Origin of the sequence: Jatrophihabitans sp., assembly GCF_036388195.1 — a bacterium.
Taxonomy (GTDB): Bacteria; Actinomycetota; Actinomycetes; order Mycobacteriales; family Jatrophihabitantaceae; genus Jatrophihabitans_A.
Genome location: NZ_DASVSG010000066.1, coordinates 1 through 13,755, shown reverse-complemented (window position 1 = coordinate 13,755; position 13,755 = coordinate 1). Strand labels below are relative to the sequence as shown.

The window sequence follows — 13,755 nt, the reverse complement described above, 5'->3', positions numbered from 1 at the left end:
CCCGTCAGCCGGCTACCAACCTGATGGCCGAGTACAGCTAGGCGACAGGTCGGGCACTCCTCGCCGCAGCGATGGCTTGGCGAGAGCGCCGAGCTGATGACCGCAGGGCTCAGCTGGCCAGCAGCGGAGTCAACACCCCGATGGCGCGGTCCAGGTCGTCGTCGTCGATGTCGAGGTGCGTGACCAGCCGGATCAGCTTCGGCCCGATCACCGAGACGATGACACCCTGCTCGCGGGCCGCCAGCCCCACCGCGGGGGCATCGGGCACCTGCAACACCACGATGTTGGTCTCGACCCGCTCCGGCTTCAGTCCGAGCGCCGCGGCGAGCCGGGCCGCCCGGTCGTGGTCATCGGCCAGCCGTTCGATGTTGTGCCGCAGGGCGTAGCGTCCGGCAGCGGCCAGGATGCCGACCTGGCGCATGGCCCCGCCGTACCGCTTGCGCCAGGTGCGGGCCTCGGCGATCCGCTCGGCCGAGGAGACCAGCACCGACCCCACCGGGGCGCCGAGCCCCTTGGACAGGCAGACCGAGACGGTGTCGAAGCCGGCCGCCAGCTCCAGCAGCGGCACCCCCGAGGCGACGTGGGCGTTCCACAGCCGGGCGCCGTCCAGATGCACCCCGAGACCGTGCTCGCGGGCCAGTCGCTGCACCGCCCGGACGGCCTCCAACGGCTGCACCGTGCCGCCGCCGAAGTTGTGGGTGTTCTCCACCGCGATGGCGGTGGTCGAGACCTGGTGCCAGCCGGCGTTGGGGGTGATCACCCCGGCCACCGTCTCCGGGTCCAGCCGGCCGGCGGCGGCCTCCCAGGTGCGGGTGGTGATGCCCGAGAAGGTCGCGGCCGCGCCCATCTCGGCCCGGACGACGTGGGCGATCCGGTCGCACACCAGCTCCTCGCCCGGTTTCACCAGCAACCGCAGGGCAAGCTGGTTGGCCAGCGACCCGGTCGCGGTGAACAGGCCGGCCTGGTACCCCAGCAGCTCGGCGACCTCGGCCTCCAGCGCGTTGACGGTGGGGTCATCGCCGTAGACGTCGTCGCCGACCTCGGCCTCGGCCATCGCCCGCCGCATCGCCGCGGACGGCCGGGTCACGGTGTCGCTGCGCAGGTCGACCACCGGCTGCTCGCCGCTCATACCGTCCTCGCGCCGGCCTGGCGGGGCAGTTCCTCGCGCAGCTCGCGGCTGCGCCAGTCGGCGACCAGCCGCTCGGCCACCCGGAACGCCAGCTCCAGGGACTGCTCGATGTTCAGCCGCGGGTCGCACGCCGTCTCGTACCGGCGGCCGAGGTCGGCGGCGGTGAGCTCGGCGGTGCCGCCGATGCACTCGGTGACGTCGTCGCCGGTCAGCTCGACGTGCAGCCCGCCGGGGTGGGTGCCCAGCTCCGCGTGCACGTCGAAGAAGCCGTCCACCTCGTCGAGGATCCGGTCCAGGTGCCGGGTCTTGACGCCGCTGACGGTCTCCTCGGTGTTGCCGTGCATCGGATCGCACTGCCAGACCACCAGGTGGCCGGTGGACTGCACCTTCTCGATGATCGGCGGCAGCACGTCGCGCACCAGCAGGTTGCTCATCCGGCTGATCAGGGTCAGCCGGCCCGGCACGCCGTTGGGGTCCAACCGCTCGACCAGCTCCGCCGCGAACTCCGGCGTGGTGGTCGGGCCCAGCTTGACGCCGATCGGGTTGGCGATCCGGGACACGAAGTCCAGGTGCGCGCCGTCCATCTGGCGGGTCCGCTCGCCCACCCAGAGGAAGTGGCCGGACAGGTCGTAGGCCCGGTGGTCCTCGATCCGGGTCAGCGCTCGCTCGTACTCCAGGATCAGCGCCTCGTGGCTGGCGTAGAGCTCCACGCTGTCCAGCGCCGCGTCGTGCACCCCGCAGGCGCGCATGAACCGGACGGCCCGGTCGATCTCGGCGGCCAGCTGCTCGTACCGGCCGCCGGTCTCGGTGGTGCGGGCGAAGGCGGTGTTCCAGGAATGCACCTTCTCCAGCGAGGCCAGCCCGCCGGCGGCGTAGGCACGCAGCAGGTTCAGCGTGGAGGCGGCCGTGGAGTAGGCCCGCAGGATCCGGCTCGGGTCCGGGGTGCGCGCGGTCGCGTCGCCGTGCAGCTCGTTGACCATGTCGCCGCGGTAGGACGGCAGCCCGAAGGCGTCGAGCTCGGTCGAGCGCGGCTTGGCGTACTGGCCGGCCATCCGGCCCACCTTCACCACCGGCACCGAGGCGCCGTAGGTCAGCACCACCGCCATTTGCAGCAGCACCCGGATCTTGCCGGAGATGTCGGCCTGCGACGAGGTCGCGAAGGTCTCGGCGCAGTCCCCGCCCTGCAGCAGGAACGCCTTGCCCCGCGCGACCTCGGCGAGCCGGTCGGTCAGCGCGTCGACCTCGTCGGCAACCACCAGCGGCGGCAGCTGGGACAGCGTGCCGGCCACCTCCCGGAGGGCCGCCTGGTCGGGCCAGCGTGGCTGCTGGGCCGCGGGAAGCCCGCGCCAGGCGTCGAGGCTCAGGTCTGCGGCGGCGGAGATATCGGTGGTCGGTGTCACGCGATAAGACTACCGACTACCGCTGCGACAGGAAGGTCGGCGGAAAACTGCCCGACGCCGCGTGCGCCTCAGCCGAAGAACACCTCGGCCTCGGAGTAGAAGTCGCTGGGCACCGTCTTGAGGGTCTTGGTGGCCTCGGCCAGCGGCACCCGGACGATCTCGGTGCCGCTGAGGGCCACCATCTTGCCCCAGTCGCCGACGTGCACCGCGTCGATGGCATGCAGCCCGAACCGGGTGGCCAGCACCCGGTCGAAGGCGGTCGGGGTGCCCCCGCGCTGGATGTGGCCCAGCACCGTGGTGCGGGCCTCCTTGCCGGTGCGGGTCTCGATCTCCGAGGCCAGCCAGTCGCCGATCCCCCCGAGCCGGGCGTGGCCGAAGGCGTCGACCCCCTTGTCCAGGGTCACCATCTCCCCCTCCAGCGGCATCGCGCCCTCGGCGATCACGATGATCGGGGCGTAATGGGACTCGAACCGGCTGGTCACGTAGGCGCAGACCCGCTCGATGGAGAACCGCTGCTCGGGAATCAGGATGACGTTGGCGCCGCCGGCGATGCCCGCGTGCAGGGCGATCCAGCCGGCGTGCCGGCCCATCACCTCCACGATCAGGGCGCGGTGGTGGGACTCGGCGGTGGTGTGCAGCCGGTCGATTGCCTCCATCGCGATGTTCACCGCGGTGTCGAAGCCGAAGGTGTAGTCGGTGGCGTTGAGGTCGTTGTCGATGGTCTTGGGCACCCCGACGACGTTCACGCCGTGCTCGTGCAGCTGGGTGGCCACTCCCAGGGTGTCCTCGCCGCCGATGGCGATCAGCGCGTCCACGCCGAGACCGTGCAGGTTCTCCCGGATCTGCTCCACACCGCCGTCGATCTTGAACGGGTTGGTCCGGGACGAGCCCAGGATGGTGCCGCCGCGAGGCAGGATGCCGCGCACCTCGGTGATGCCCAGCTGCATGGTCAGGCCCTCCAGGGGGCCCTTCCAGCCGTCGCGGAATCCCACGAACTCGTAGCCGAACACCCCCACGCCCTTGCGGACCACGGCGCGGATCACCGCGTTCAGACCGGGGCAATCTCCCCCGCCGGTAAGTACACCGATACGCATCTGGGCGATCCTTTCGTCACGACTGGGCATGGAGAGCATGCGAGAGAGCGAGCAGATCGACGGCGCTGTCGGATTTTCCGAGCTTAGCGATCGGCCGGGGAGCCGGTGGCGACGGCTCCGGCGATCAGCTTCCAGCGCGCCAGGTTGTGCCTGGCGTCGGCCAGCGCGTCGTGGGCGTCGGCGCCGGCGGCCGGCAGCGGCGGTGACCCGGCGGCCTCCCAGAGCTGGCGCAGCTCGTGGGTGAAGCGCGGGATCTGGCGCGGCAGGGCCCGCATGTCACCCCACAGCTGGGCCAGCGCCACATGGTCGTAGCTGGCCATCCAGGCCCACAGCTCGATCGGCTCGCCCGGCTGGGTGAGGTAGGCCAGCAGGTCGTCGCGGATGCGGGCCCGGGACCGCCAGGCAGGGTCCGACGGCGAGGGCAGCTGGTTGAGCACGTGCCGGCGTACCCAGTCGATGGCCCGGTCCGGGTCGAACTCGGTGGATACCGCGTAGAACTCCCGGCCGTTCTCGTCGACGAAACCGATCGAGATCAGCGAGATGGTGCGGCCGTCCTCGATGAACTCGCAGTCGTAGAAGTAGCGCACCTGGACCGCCGGCTCTCAGCCCGCCCGCTCGACCGGCAACCGGTCGTGGGAGGTGCTCCCCACGGCGTCGGCATGCGTGATGCCCTTCCGGGCGCCGAAGCCGAGGTTCGCGCCGGTCTGCAGCTTGACCTTGCTGGCGTAGATGTCGACGTACTCCTGGCCGGACAGCTGCATCAGCTCGTACATGATCTCATCGGTCATCGACCGTTCCACGAACCGGTCGCCGGCCAGCCCCTCGTACCGGGAGAAGTCCAGCGGCTTGCCGAACCGCACCCCGGGCCGCGGCCTCAGGCGCGGCAGCTTGCAGCCGGTCGGCATCATCTTCTCGGTGTCGATCATGGCCACCGGGATCACCGGGACGCCGGCCTCCAGGGCCATCCGGGCGACGCCGGTCTTGCCCTTGTACAGCCGCCCGTCCGGGGACCGGGTGCCCTCGGGGTAGATGCCGAGCAACTCCCCCTTGCGCAGGATCCGGACGCCGGTGGTCAGCGCTCCCCGGGCGGCGTCGGCGTCGTCGCGGTCGATCGGCACCTGCCCGGCGGCGGCGAAGAACATCCGCGACAGCCGGCCCTTGATGCCGGGAGTGGTGAAGTACTCGGCCTTGGCCAGGAAGGTGACCCGCCGCTTGACCATCAACGGCATGAAGAAGGAATCGCAGAAGGACAGGTGGTTGCTGGCCAGGATGGCTCCGCCGGTTTCGGGCACGTTCTCAGCGCCCTCGACGTAAGGTCGCCAGATCACCTTCAACCACGGGCCTAGCCCGACGGTCTTCAGGAACCAGTACAGCACTCAGCGGCCTCCAGCACACATCACCGAACTGATCGGGTGCCTCGACCATAGCCCGGCCCGGACACGGGGGACAATCAAGCGCCCAGCGCGGCGGGGCGGGCATCGGAGGACTCGCCAGGACAGGACTCGCCACGGCATGATGAAGGCCAGCAATCACACGAAGGAGGAGCGGGTGCCGATCCTCGAAGGCGCCGAGCCGTTCGCGGTAGACGGCGAGGGCGCCGCCGGCCGGACCGGGGTGCTGATCAGCCACGGTTTCACCGGCACGCCGCAGAGCATGCGGCCGTGGGCCGAGCACCTGGCCGCCCAGGGCTACACGGTGCGGCTGCCCCGGCTGCCCGGCCACGGCACCACCTGGCAGGAGATGAACCGCACCACCTGGACCGAGTGGTACGCAGAGATCCGCCGGGCCTACGACGAGCTCGCCGAGCGCTGCGACACCGTGTTCGCGTGCGGCCTGTCGATGGGCGGCACCCTGGTGACCCGGCTTGCCGAGGAGCTGGCCGAGGACGAGTCCAGCAAGCTGGCCGGCCTGGTGCTGGTCAACGTCGCCTACGGCACCATGCGCAGGGACGCCGCGCTGGCGCGTTACCTGGCCTGGGCGGTGCGCTCGCGACCGGGCATCGGCAGCGACATCAAGAAGCCCGGCCTGGCGGAGCTGAGCTACGACCGGACGCCGCTGCGCGCGTTCGTCTCGATGCAGGCGCTGTGGCGGCTGGTCATCGCTGACCTGGGCAAGATCACGGCGCCGATCCTGTACTTCCGCTCCGTCGAGGATCATGTGGTGGACGCGCTGTCGGCCAAGCTGCTGCACGCCGGCGCCACCGCCACGACGGTGCGCGAGGTGCCCCTGCACAACAGCTACCACGTGGCCACCGTCGACAACGACGCCGAGCTGATCTTCACCGGCGCCGTCGAGTTCATCGCCGAGCACACCCGCACCGGCGTCGGGGACTAGCGTGAGCTCGCCCGCCTCGCACCGGGGCCGCCGTGACAACGGCCTGGACTCGGACAAGTTCTCCCCGGTCGCCGACGTCGATCCGCGGCTGGCCGACCACCTGCTCGACGTGCTCGGGCTGCGCGACGTCCCCGCCTACGTGGAGCCGACGCCGACCAGTGACCCGGTGACCGCCGACCGGCTGTACGTGGCCGCCGACCAGACCTCCGAAGCCCGCCAGGTGCTGACCGAGATCGCCTCCGAGCTCGGCATCGAGGTGGCCCAGCACCGGCACTGGGACCGCGGCGCCGAGCGTGAGGAGCCGGTCCCCGACCCGCTGGCCGGCATCGACACCGACGCGGAGTTCGCCAAGATCATCGCCGGCATGCAGGACCTGGACCGGCCGGCGGCCGGCCCACCGGCCCCGCCGCCGGCGCAGCCGCAGCTGGGTGCCCCCCATCCCGACCCGCTGGACGTCGAGCACCACTTCGTGCCCCCGCCGGCCCCGCCGCTGCCCCGTCCCGCCCTGCCCACCGCGATGGCGGTGCTGGTGACCCTGCTCGGCATCGTGGTGCTGGCCTTCGGCTACCCGCTGGGACTGCCGGCGGACCTGCCGCTGCCGCTCGGCGTGGTGCTGGTGCTGTTCGGGTCCGGGCTGCTGGTGCTGCGGCTGCGTCCGGAGCCCCGGGATGACTCCGATGACGACGGAGCGGTCGTCTGAGGCTGGCATCCGATGCCCTGCTGCGCGAGCTGGCCGGGTTGATCGAGGCTGCTGAGCCACGCTGCGGGCAGGTCCGGGTGGTGGCCGTGGACGGCGGCGCGGCGGCCGGCAAGTCCAGCTTGGCGATGGCGCTGGCCGTCCGGCTGGACGGCGCGGCGGTGCTGTCCACCGATGCGATGCTGGACGGCTGGGCCGGGCAGTTCGACTTCTGGCCGCGGCTGCGTTCGGACGTGCTGGCGCCGCTGGCGGCCGGCCGGCCCGGCAGCTACCGCCGCTACGACTGGCATGCCGGGCGCTTCGCCGAGACCGTGCCGGTGCCGGCGTCCCGGGTGCTGCTGGTCGAGGGGGTGTCGGCGATCGCCGCGTGCGCCGGATGGCTCTCGGTGGCGATCTTCCTCGACGTTCCCCGCGACGTCCGGGAGCGGCGCTGGATCGAGCGGGACGGCCCGCTGCAGCCGGCCTGGCAGGCCTGGCTGGACAACGAGGACCGGTACTTCGGGGAGCACCCGTTGCCGGCGGGCGCCGTGGTTCTGCCGGACGCCCGCTGACTGCACCGGCCCGGTAGCCTCGGACAGATGTCTGACCAGCCGCGGCAGCAGACGCCGCCCATCGCAGCGACCAAGCCGATCGAACGGGTCCACCACGGCGACACCTTCGTCGATGACTACGAGTGGTTACGGGACAAGAACGACCCCGAGGTGATCGGCTACCTCGAAGCCGAGAACGCCTACACCGAAGCCTGCACCGCGCGGTTGCAGCCGTTGCGGCAGCAGATCTTCGACGAGATCGTCACCCGGACCCAGCAGACCGACCTCTCGGTTCCGTCCCGGCGCGGCGACTACTGGTATTACAGCCGGACCGTCGAGGGCCAGCAGTACCCGATTTACTGCCGGCTGCCCGCGGACGGCGACGCGCCGCCGGTGATCGCCGAGGACGACTCCGCCGGCGGTTCGACCGAGGCTGGTTCGGGTTCGGGTTCGGGTTCGGGTTCGGGCCCGGGTTCGATCTCGAGCGGCGCTGGGTCGGTGGGGTCGCTCGCCGGCGAGCAGGTGCTGCTGGACGGCAACCGGATCGCCGCCGATTCCGGCTTCTTCGCCCTCGGCACCCTGGAGGCGTCCCCGGACGGGACCCTGCTCGCCTACTCCCTCGACCTGACCGGCGACGAGCGGTTCACCCTGCACATCAAGGACCTGCGCACCGACCAGGACCTGCCCGACACCGTCAGCGGGGTCTTCTACTCCTCGGCGTGGTCAGCCGATGCCAGCGCCCTGTTCTACCTCACCGTCGATGAGTCCTGGCGTCCGAACCGGGTCTGGCGGCACACCGTGGGCGCCGACGCGGCCGAGGACGTGGTGGTCTTCACCGAGGACGACGAGCGATTCTGGGTCGGGATCGAGCTGACCCGCAACGGGCAGGCGATCCAGATCTCGGTCGGCAGCAAGCTCACCACCGAGGTGTGGCTGCTGGATTCGCATGCGCCGCGGTCCGAGCCGGTGATCGTCGAGCCGCGTGCCGAGGGCGTCGAGTACCACGTCGAGCACGCCGGCGATCAGCTGCTGATCGTGCACAACGCCCACGAGGCCAACTTCGAGTTGAGTGTGGCCCCGGCCGAGAACCCGGGCGCGGGCAACTGGCGCACGCTGACCCCGGGGTCGGCGGACCGCCGGCTGTTGAGCGTCGACGCCTTCGCCGGGCACGCCATGCTGTACCTGCGCAGCGAGGGCCTGACCAGCCTCGCGGTGCTGCCGCGCACCGCCGACGGGTTCGGCCAGCCGGAGCCGATCGAGTTCGAGGAGCCGCTCTACAGCGTGGTCCCGGGCAGCAACCTGGACTGGAACGCCGCCAGCTACCGGCTGACCTACAAGTCGATGACCACCCCGGACACGGTCTATGACTACGACGTGCCGTCCAAGCAGCTGCTGCTGCGCAAGCGCCAGCCGGTGCTCGGGGACGTCGACCTGAGCAGCTACCGGCAGATGCGGGAGTGGGCGCAGGCCGCTGACGGCACGATGGTGCCGCTGTCGGTGGTCAGCCGCGCCGATGTCGCGCTGGACGGCGACGCGCCGGTGGTGCTCTACGGCTACGGCGCCTACGAGGTCTCGATCGATCCGTACTTCTCCATCCCGCGGCTGTCGCTGCTGGACCGCGGGGTGGTGTTCGTCATCGCGCACGTGCGTGGCGGGGGCGAGCTGGGCCGGCACTGGTACGACGAGGGCAAGATGCTCGCCAAGCGCAACACCTTCACCGACTTCGTGACTGCCGCCGAGCATCTGGTGAAGGCCGGCTGGACCCGTCCGGAGCGGATCGTCGCCCAGGGCGGCAGCGCCGGCGGCCTGCTGATGGGCGCGGTGGCCAACCTGGCGCCGCAGGCCTTCGGCGGCATCGTGGCGCAGGTTCCGTTCGTCGACGCGCTCACCACGATCCTGGATCCGTCGCTGCCGCTGACGGTGACCGAGTGGGAGGAGTGGGGCAACCCGCTGGCCGACCCGGAGGTCTATGCCTACATGAAGTCCTACACGCCGTACGAGAACGTCGAGGCGAAGGACTACCCGGCGATCCTGGCGGTCTGCGGCCTGAACGACACCCGGGTGCTGTACGTGGAGCCGGCCAAGTGGGTCGCCAAGCTACGGGCGGTGTCGACGGGGTCCGCGCCAATCCTGCTCAAGACCGAGATGGAAGCCGGGCACGGCGGCCGCAGCGGCCGGTATGACGCCTGGCACGAGGCCTCACTGGTCCTGGCCTGGCAGCTGGACATCCTGGGGATCCGGAAGTAGGTACTCCACGACCAGGGGACGGTGATCCGAGGCGATCCGGACGTCGGCGGAGTCGATCGTCTCGGCCTTGACCGGACGCAGCCGGGGATCGGCGAACACCCCGTCGATCCGGCGCACCGGCGCGACGGTCGAGTAGGTGAAGCCGTCGCCGACGCCTACCGCTTTGAAGGCGTCGGCGCCGAACTGCTCCAGCCGCTGCCAGGTCGCGGAGCCGGGGACCGCGTTCAGGTCTCCCCCGACGATCAGCGGGGCTTCTTTGGGCAGGTTCTGCTCGGCGAAGGCGGCCAGCTCGTCCAGGTGCCGCAACCGGGGCGCCTCGATCAGGTCCAGGTGGGTGCCGGCGACGGCGAACTGCGCGCCCCTCAGCTTCAGGACGGCGATGGCGGCGCCGCGGTGGTGCAGGTGCTTGTCGGCGGTGAAGGCGAGCTCATGGGTGGCCGTGACCTCGACCGCGAGTGAGGACAGCACCAGGTTCGCGCCGCTCTCGCGCCCACCGGTGACCAGCACCAGGCCGGCCCGGCGGGCCAGCGCCGCGCACTTGGACCGCCAGCGCAGGAACCGCGGCGCCTCCTGGATGATCGCCACGTCCGGGGCGATCTCGCGCATCACCCGGGCCAGGGCGTCGACGTCGTCGCGCATCGAACGGACGTTGTAGGACAGCAGGCGCAGGGTCGTCACGGAGACCATCCTGGCAGGCGTTGGTCTGCGCTTCGCGACGCATCTCCACTCAATCGGCACTGGATGACTGTTGTCATAACCGTGATTCTGGCGACCCTGTCCCTGGTTCCGTTGCTAGGTACGTAACTCGCAGGCCTCGATGGCAGACCATCCTCGTAGACAAGCCATCGGCAGGGGCCACATGGCTTGTTCAACTGAGGGCGTAGTAGCGCAGCCAGAAGTAGGGCCAACTGATAGCGATGGTGATGACCGCGACGATGAGGCCGTATTTGGTGAATTTCCAGAACGAGATGGGGTGGCCGTTGCGCGCAGCGATGCCGATGATGACGACGTTGGCGCTGGCGCCAACGGCGGTGGCGTTCCCGCCCAGGTCGGCCCCGGCGGCTAATGCCCACCAGAGGCCAGTGGATTCGGGGCTGTTACCGCCGCTGGCGACGAGGTCTTGGACGAGAGGGGAGACAGTGGCGACGTAGGGGATGTTGTCCACGATCCCCGAGAGCAGTGCTGATCCCCACAGCAAGACGCTGGAGGCGAGGAAGAAACGTCCATCGACGGCTTCAGTAAGGGTCTCGCCAAGGCTGGTGATGACGCCGACCTCGACGAGCGCACCGACCATGATGAACAAGCCGATGAAGAACACCAAGGTGGGCCACTCGACCTCTTCCAGGTATTCCGACGGTTGCAGTTTGGAGATGGCGACGAGGGCGCCGGCGCCCAGTAGGGCGACCAGGGACGGCTCGATGTGCAGCGCAGAGTGGGCGATGAACCCGACCATCACCAGCCCGAGGATGATCAGTGATCGGAGGAGCAGACCGCTGTCGCGGATGACTTCGCGTTCGTCGAGTTCCATGACGGCCGCGGCCCGGTTTTCGTCGTAGTTGAATGCAGAGCGGAACATGATCCGGCAGAGACCGATGAAGACGATCATTAAAACCAGGGCAAGCGGGGCAAGGTGGATGATGAAGTCGTTGAAGGACAACCCGGCCCTACTGGCGATGATGATATTGGGAGGGTCGCCGACCAGCGTGGCCATGCCCCCGATGTTGGAGGCCATTGTCTCGGCGATCAGGAACGGCACCGGCGCGACTGCCAGCCGCTCACACACGAGCAGCGTGACGGGTGCGATCAACAGCACGGTGGTGACGTTGTCCAGCATCGCCGAGGCCAGTGCGGTGATGCAGACCAGCATTACCATCAGTGCGAACGGTCGGCCCCGGACCCGCTTGGCTGCCCAGATGGCGAGGTAATCGAAGACCCCCGTCTGTTTCAGCACGCTGACGATCACCATCATGCCCAGCAACAGGAAAATGACATTCCAGTCAACACCGGTCTCCGCACTGAAGAAGGCAACGTGAGCGTCGACAACTCCAAGCAACACCATCGCCGCCGCGCCACCGAGCGCGGCGGCCACGCGGTGGATGCGTTCGGAGGCGATAAGGATGTAGGCGCCGATGAAGACGACGACAACGGCGACAGTCATGACGCCAGCAGATGGGTGAGCAACCGGCTGACGGTGATCGCGCCCAACACCCGGTCGTGGCCGTCAACCACAGCCACGAGCGGGCTGTGCATTCTGGCCATTACCGCGGCCACCTCAAGGGTCGTCGCGTCCTGGTCCACAATCGGCAACTCATCGATGTCGGCGGGCCGGGGTAGGAGGTCGCGCACGGTATGGCTGACCAACCTGTCCCGTAGGTCGTCCCAGGCGCGTTCACTGAAGGCGCGGGCCAGGGCAGGCTGATCCTGCACGTAGCGGGGGATGAGGAAGTTGAGAACCTGCGACCCAGGCAGCACGGTGTAGGGCCGCTCATCCGCCCCGCACACGATCAGGCCGGGCGCCCCCTCGGCGGCCATCAACCGGGCCGCGGTCAGCACGTCGGCTTCTAGGGATACGGTGGCGAAAGGCTTAGCAAGGTCGCGGGCGCGCATTCATACTCCTGGACTCGACAGCACGAACTAGACTGCCGACCAGGCTTCCCGGCGCTCCAGGGGCAGCGTATCAATAGCCGCGCACGAGAGTGCTTGCTACCTACGCATCGTCGGTGTGGATGATGCAGTAGAGGGGCGGCGAGCCATTTCATCCCGATCCCAGGGACGGAGGAGAGTCGACCATGGCTGGACCCGCATTGGCCCTGAGGATGCCATCCGGGTTCAACAGGGTGGAATCCATCGATGCCCAAGTACATGAGTCCACCTCGACGGCAATGGGGGCCACGGTCGCCCCGGCTGAACTCGCCTTCGTCCTTGTGGCTGCCGGCTTGGTGTGCATCGTGTTTCGGCTGGCATCGCCAGCGATGGGCTGGAAGGCCGTTGTCCTCGGATCGCTGTTTCTTCTGCTCGGTGCCGCGTCGCTGGCCTCTCTGCCTCCCCGGGCTGCGGGTTTGTTGATGCTGGTGCTTGCGGTGGCGTCGCTGGGCATGGAAGTGCTCGTCTTGCCTGGATTCGGCCTGCATGCCGTTGGTGGCGGCGTCAGCCTGATCCTGGCCGGGGTCTATCTCACCGAAGACGTTCCAGGAGTCCATCCGGCGGTCGCCGTCCCCATCGCCGTCGCCGTCGCCGGCCTCACTTACTTCGCCGGCCGGCGCTCCTGGCGATGCATCCGCCACCGGCCACTCGACTCCTCCACCATGCTCGTCGGTCGTGGCACCGTCGTGCTGACTGCTACCGGCTCGTCCGGCCGGGGGGTCGTGTCCGGACACGTGTGGGAGCTACGCACAGAGCACGGCGAGCTGCGCCCGGGAGAGACGGTGTGCGTCACCCAACTCGTCGGGGACTATCTAGTCGTCGAACCCGCACCCGGCCTCGACCTCTGGTAAGGGTCCCTGCCGAGCTGGTCCGTCCGACCTCAGCTCGACGCTAGAGGAACCGCCGTTAAGCTCGGTACATGCTGACCAGCCCCGTCCCGCAGGGTGCGGCGATGCCGACGCCGGGAATGGCTGCGTGAGCGGTCCCACGCACCGCGGCATACTCTTCGAACCGAGCCGCCCGGGCGAATCGGCGCGTATTGGAGACATCCTGCGCGAGGAGACCGTAGGCGGGTTCCTTCTGCTCGTGGCAAGTGTCGCGGCGCTGGTGTGGGCGAACTGGCCTAACTCAGACAGCTATGTGACGTTCCTGCACGCGGCTTTCGGCCCCAAGTCGCTGCATCTGCACCTCAGCGTTGCGCAATGGGCCGGAGACGGGTTGTTGGCGATCTTCTTCTTTGTCGCCGGGCTGGAGGTCAAACGCGAGTTTGTCGCCGGAGACCTGCGTACTCCGAGCCGGGCCGCGTTACCGGTGCTAGCTGCCGTCGGTGGGATAGCGCTTCCGGCGCTGGTGTTCGTCCTGATCAACCTGGGGACCGATGACAGGGCGCTGCGGGGCTGGGCGATCCCAGCCGCGACCGATATCGCGTTCGCTCTCGCGGTGCTGGCGGTGATCGGCGCCCATCTGCCTTCGGCGCTGCGTACTTTCCTGCTCACCCTTGCGGTCGTGGATGACCTGATCGCGATCGCCATCATCGCGCTGTTCTACACCTCGGATCTCAAACCCACGCCGCTGCTACTGGCGCTCCTGCCGATCGCCGTGTTCGGCGCGCTGGCGCAGCGGCGGGTCCGCTCGTGGTGGCTGCTGATTCCACTGGCGGCTGCGGCGTGGACACTGGTGC

The 13,755-nt window shown here is 69.4% G+C and carries 14 protein-coding genes; 6 read left to right on the top strand and 8 right to left on the bottom strand.

All coding sequences use genetic code 11. The features are described 5' to 3' along the window. Nucleotides 1-109: 109 nt before the first annotated feature. The 5 genes from VF612_RS06895 to VF612_RS06875 form a co-directional block, all read right to left on the bottom strand. A complete protein-coding gene (locus VF612_RS06895; protein ID WP_408659114.1) occupies nt 110-1,129 on the bottom strand; it encodes a threonine aldolase family protein in 1,020 nt (339 codons plus the stop codon). Further along, nucleotides 1,126-2,529 carry a class II 3-deoxy-7-phosphoheptulonate synthase gene (locus tag VF612_RS06890; RefSeq protein ID WP_408659113.1) on the bottom strand — a complete coding sequence of 468 codons (1,404 nt, stop codon included), beginning with the start codon at nt 2,527-2,529 and terminating at the stop codon, nt 1,126-1,128. Before VF612_RS06890 ends, VF612_RS06895 begins: the two co-directional genes overlap by 4 nt. A gap of 68 nt (nt 2,530-2,597) precedes the next feature. Further along, nucleotides 2,598-3,623, bottom strand: a complete 1,026-nt coding sequence (locus VF612_RS06885; RefSeq protein ID WP_408659112.1) for a 6-phosphofructokinase — start codon at nt 3,621-3,623, stop codon at nt 2,598-2,600. Between the two features lie 83 nt (nt 3,624-3,706). Continuing rightward, nucleotides 3,707-4,210 (bottom strand): polyadenylate-specific 3'-exoribonuclease AS, encoded by a 504-nt coding sequence (locus VF612_RS06880; protein WP_408659111.1) that lies wholly within the window; start codon nt 4,208-4,210, stop codon nt 3,707-3,709. A gap of 15 nt (nt 4,211-4,225) precedes the next feature. Beyond that, nucleotides 4,226-4,999, bottom strand: a complete 774-nt coding sequence (locus VF612_RS06875) for a lysophospholipid acyltransferase family protein (protein ID WP_408659110.1) — start codon at nt 4,997-4,999, stop codon at nt 4,226-4,228. 172 nt (nt 5,000-5,171) lie between these two features. Here VF612_RS06875 and VF612_RS06870 point away from each other — a divergent pair, with 172 nt between their 5' ends. From VF612_RS06870 to VF612_RS06855, 4 genes are read left to right on the top strand one after another with little or no spacing between them, the layout of a single operon-like run. Beyond that, entirely contained in the window at nt 5,172-5,957 is a 786-nt protein-coding gene (locus VF612_RS06870) for an alpha/beta hydrolase (RefSeq protein WP_408659109.1), read from the top strand. A 1-nt stretch (nt 5,958) separates the two neighbouring features. After that, the gene (locus VF612_RS06865) at nt 5,959-6,657 is read left to right on the top strand and encodes a hypothetical protein (protein ID WP_408659108.1); all 699 of its coding nucleotides are present in this window, start codon (nt 5,959-5,961) and stop codon (nt 6,655-6,657) included. Between the two features lie 38 nt (nt 6,658-6,695). Beyond that, nucleotides 6,696-7,205, top strand: a complete 510-nt coding sequence (locus VF612_RS06860; RefSeq protein WP_408659107.1) for a uridine kinase family protein — start codon at nt 6,696-6,698, stop codon at nt 7,203-7,205. 27 nt (nt 7,206-7,232) lie between these two features. Further along, nucleotides 7,233-9,431 carry a S9 family peptidase gene (locus tag VF612_RS06855; RefSeq protein ID WP_408659106.1) on the top strand — a complete coding sequence of 733 codons (2,199 nt, stop codon included), beginning with the start codon at nt 7,233-7,235 and terminating at the stop codon, nt 9,429-9,431. On the opposite strand, the gene VF612_RS06850 is transcribed toward VF612_RS06855, so the two are convergent. The 3 genes from VF612_RS06850 to VF612_RS06840 all read right to left on the bottom strand — a co-directional run bounded on the left by VF612_RS06850 (nt 9,384) and on the right by VF612_RS06840 (nt 12,038). Next, nucleotides 9,384-10,109, bottom strand: coding sequence for an endonuclease/exonuclease/phosphatase family protein (locus VF612_RS06850; RefSeq protein ID WP_408659105.1), 726 nt, complete (start codon nt 10,107-10,109; stop codon nt 9,384-9,386). The genes VF612_RS06855 and VF612_RS06850 overlap by 48 nt on opposite strands. 190 nt (nt 10,110-10,299) lie before the next feature. Further along, entirely contained in the window at nt 10,300-11,589 is a 1,290-nt protein-coding gene (locus tag VF612_RS06845) for an ArsB/NhaD family transporter (RefSeq protein ID WP_408659104.1), read from the bottom strand. Further along, nucleotides 11,586-12,038: a CBS domain-containing protein gene (locus tag VF612_RS06840; protein ID WP_408659103.1), complete on the bottom strand. Its 453-nt coding sequence runs from the start codon at nt 12,036-12,038 to the stop codon at nt 11,586-11,588. Before VF612_RS06840 ends, VF612_RS06845 begins: the two co-directional genes overlap by 4 nt. Before the next feature lie 230 nt (nt 12,039-12,268). Here VF612_RS06840 and VF612_RS06835 point away from each other — a divergent pair, with 230 nt between their 5' ends. Together VF612_RS06835 and VF612_RS06830 are read left to right on the top strand one after the other, a co-directional pair. Further along, nucleotides 12,269-12,925 carry an NfeD family protein gene (locus VF612_RS06835; protein WP_408659102.1) on the top strand — a complete coding sequence of 219 codons (657 nt, stop codon included), beginning with the start codon at nt 12,269-12,271 and terminating at the stop codon, nt 12,923-12,925. A 124-nt stretch (nt 12,926-13,049) separates the two neighbouring features. Further along, nucleotides 13,050-13,755: Na+/H+ antiporter NhaA (locus VF612_RS06830; RefSeq protein ID WP_408659101.1), on the top strand; the 706-nt coding region annotated here is incomplete at its 3' end.

What these genes read in the sequence shown, in the direction of transcription:
- VF612_RS06895 (WP_408659114.1), bottom strand. Translation starts at nt 1,129, where the DNA reads ATGAGCGGCGAGCAGCCGGTGGTCGACCTGCGCAGCGACACCGTGACC.
- VF612_RS06885 (WP_408659112.1), bottom strand. Translation starts at nt 3,623, where the DNA reads ATGCGTATCGGTGTACTTACCGGCGGGGGAGATTGCCCCGGTCTGAAC.
- VF612_RS06855 (WP_408659106.1), top strand. Translation starts at nt 7,233, where the DNA reads ATGTCTGACCAGCCGCGGCAGCAGACGCCGCCCATCGCAGCGACCAAG.
- VF612_RS06845 (WP_408659104.1), bottom strand. Translation starts at nt 11,589, where the DNA reads ATGACTGTCGCCGTTGTCGTCGTCTTCATCGGCGCCTACATCCTTATC.
- VF612_RS06840 (WP_408659103.1), bottom strand. Translation starts at nt 12,038, where the DNA reads ATGCGCGCCCGCGACCTTGCTAAGCCTTTCGCCACCGTATCCCTAGAA.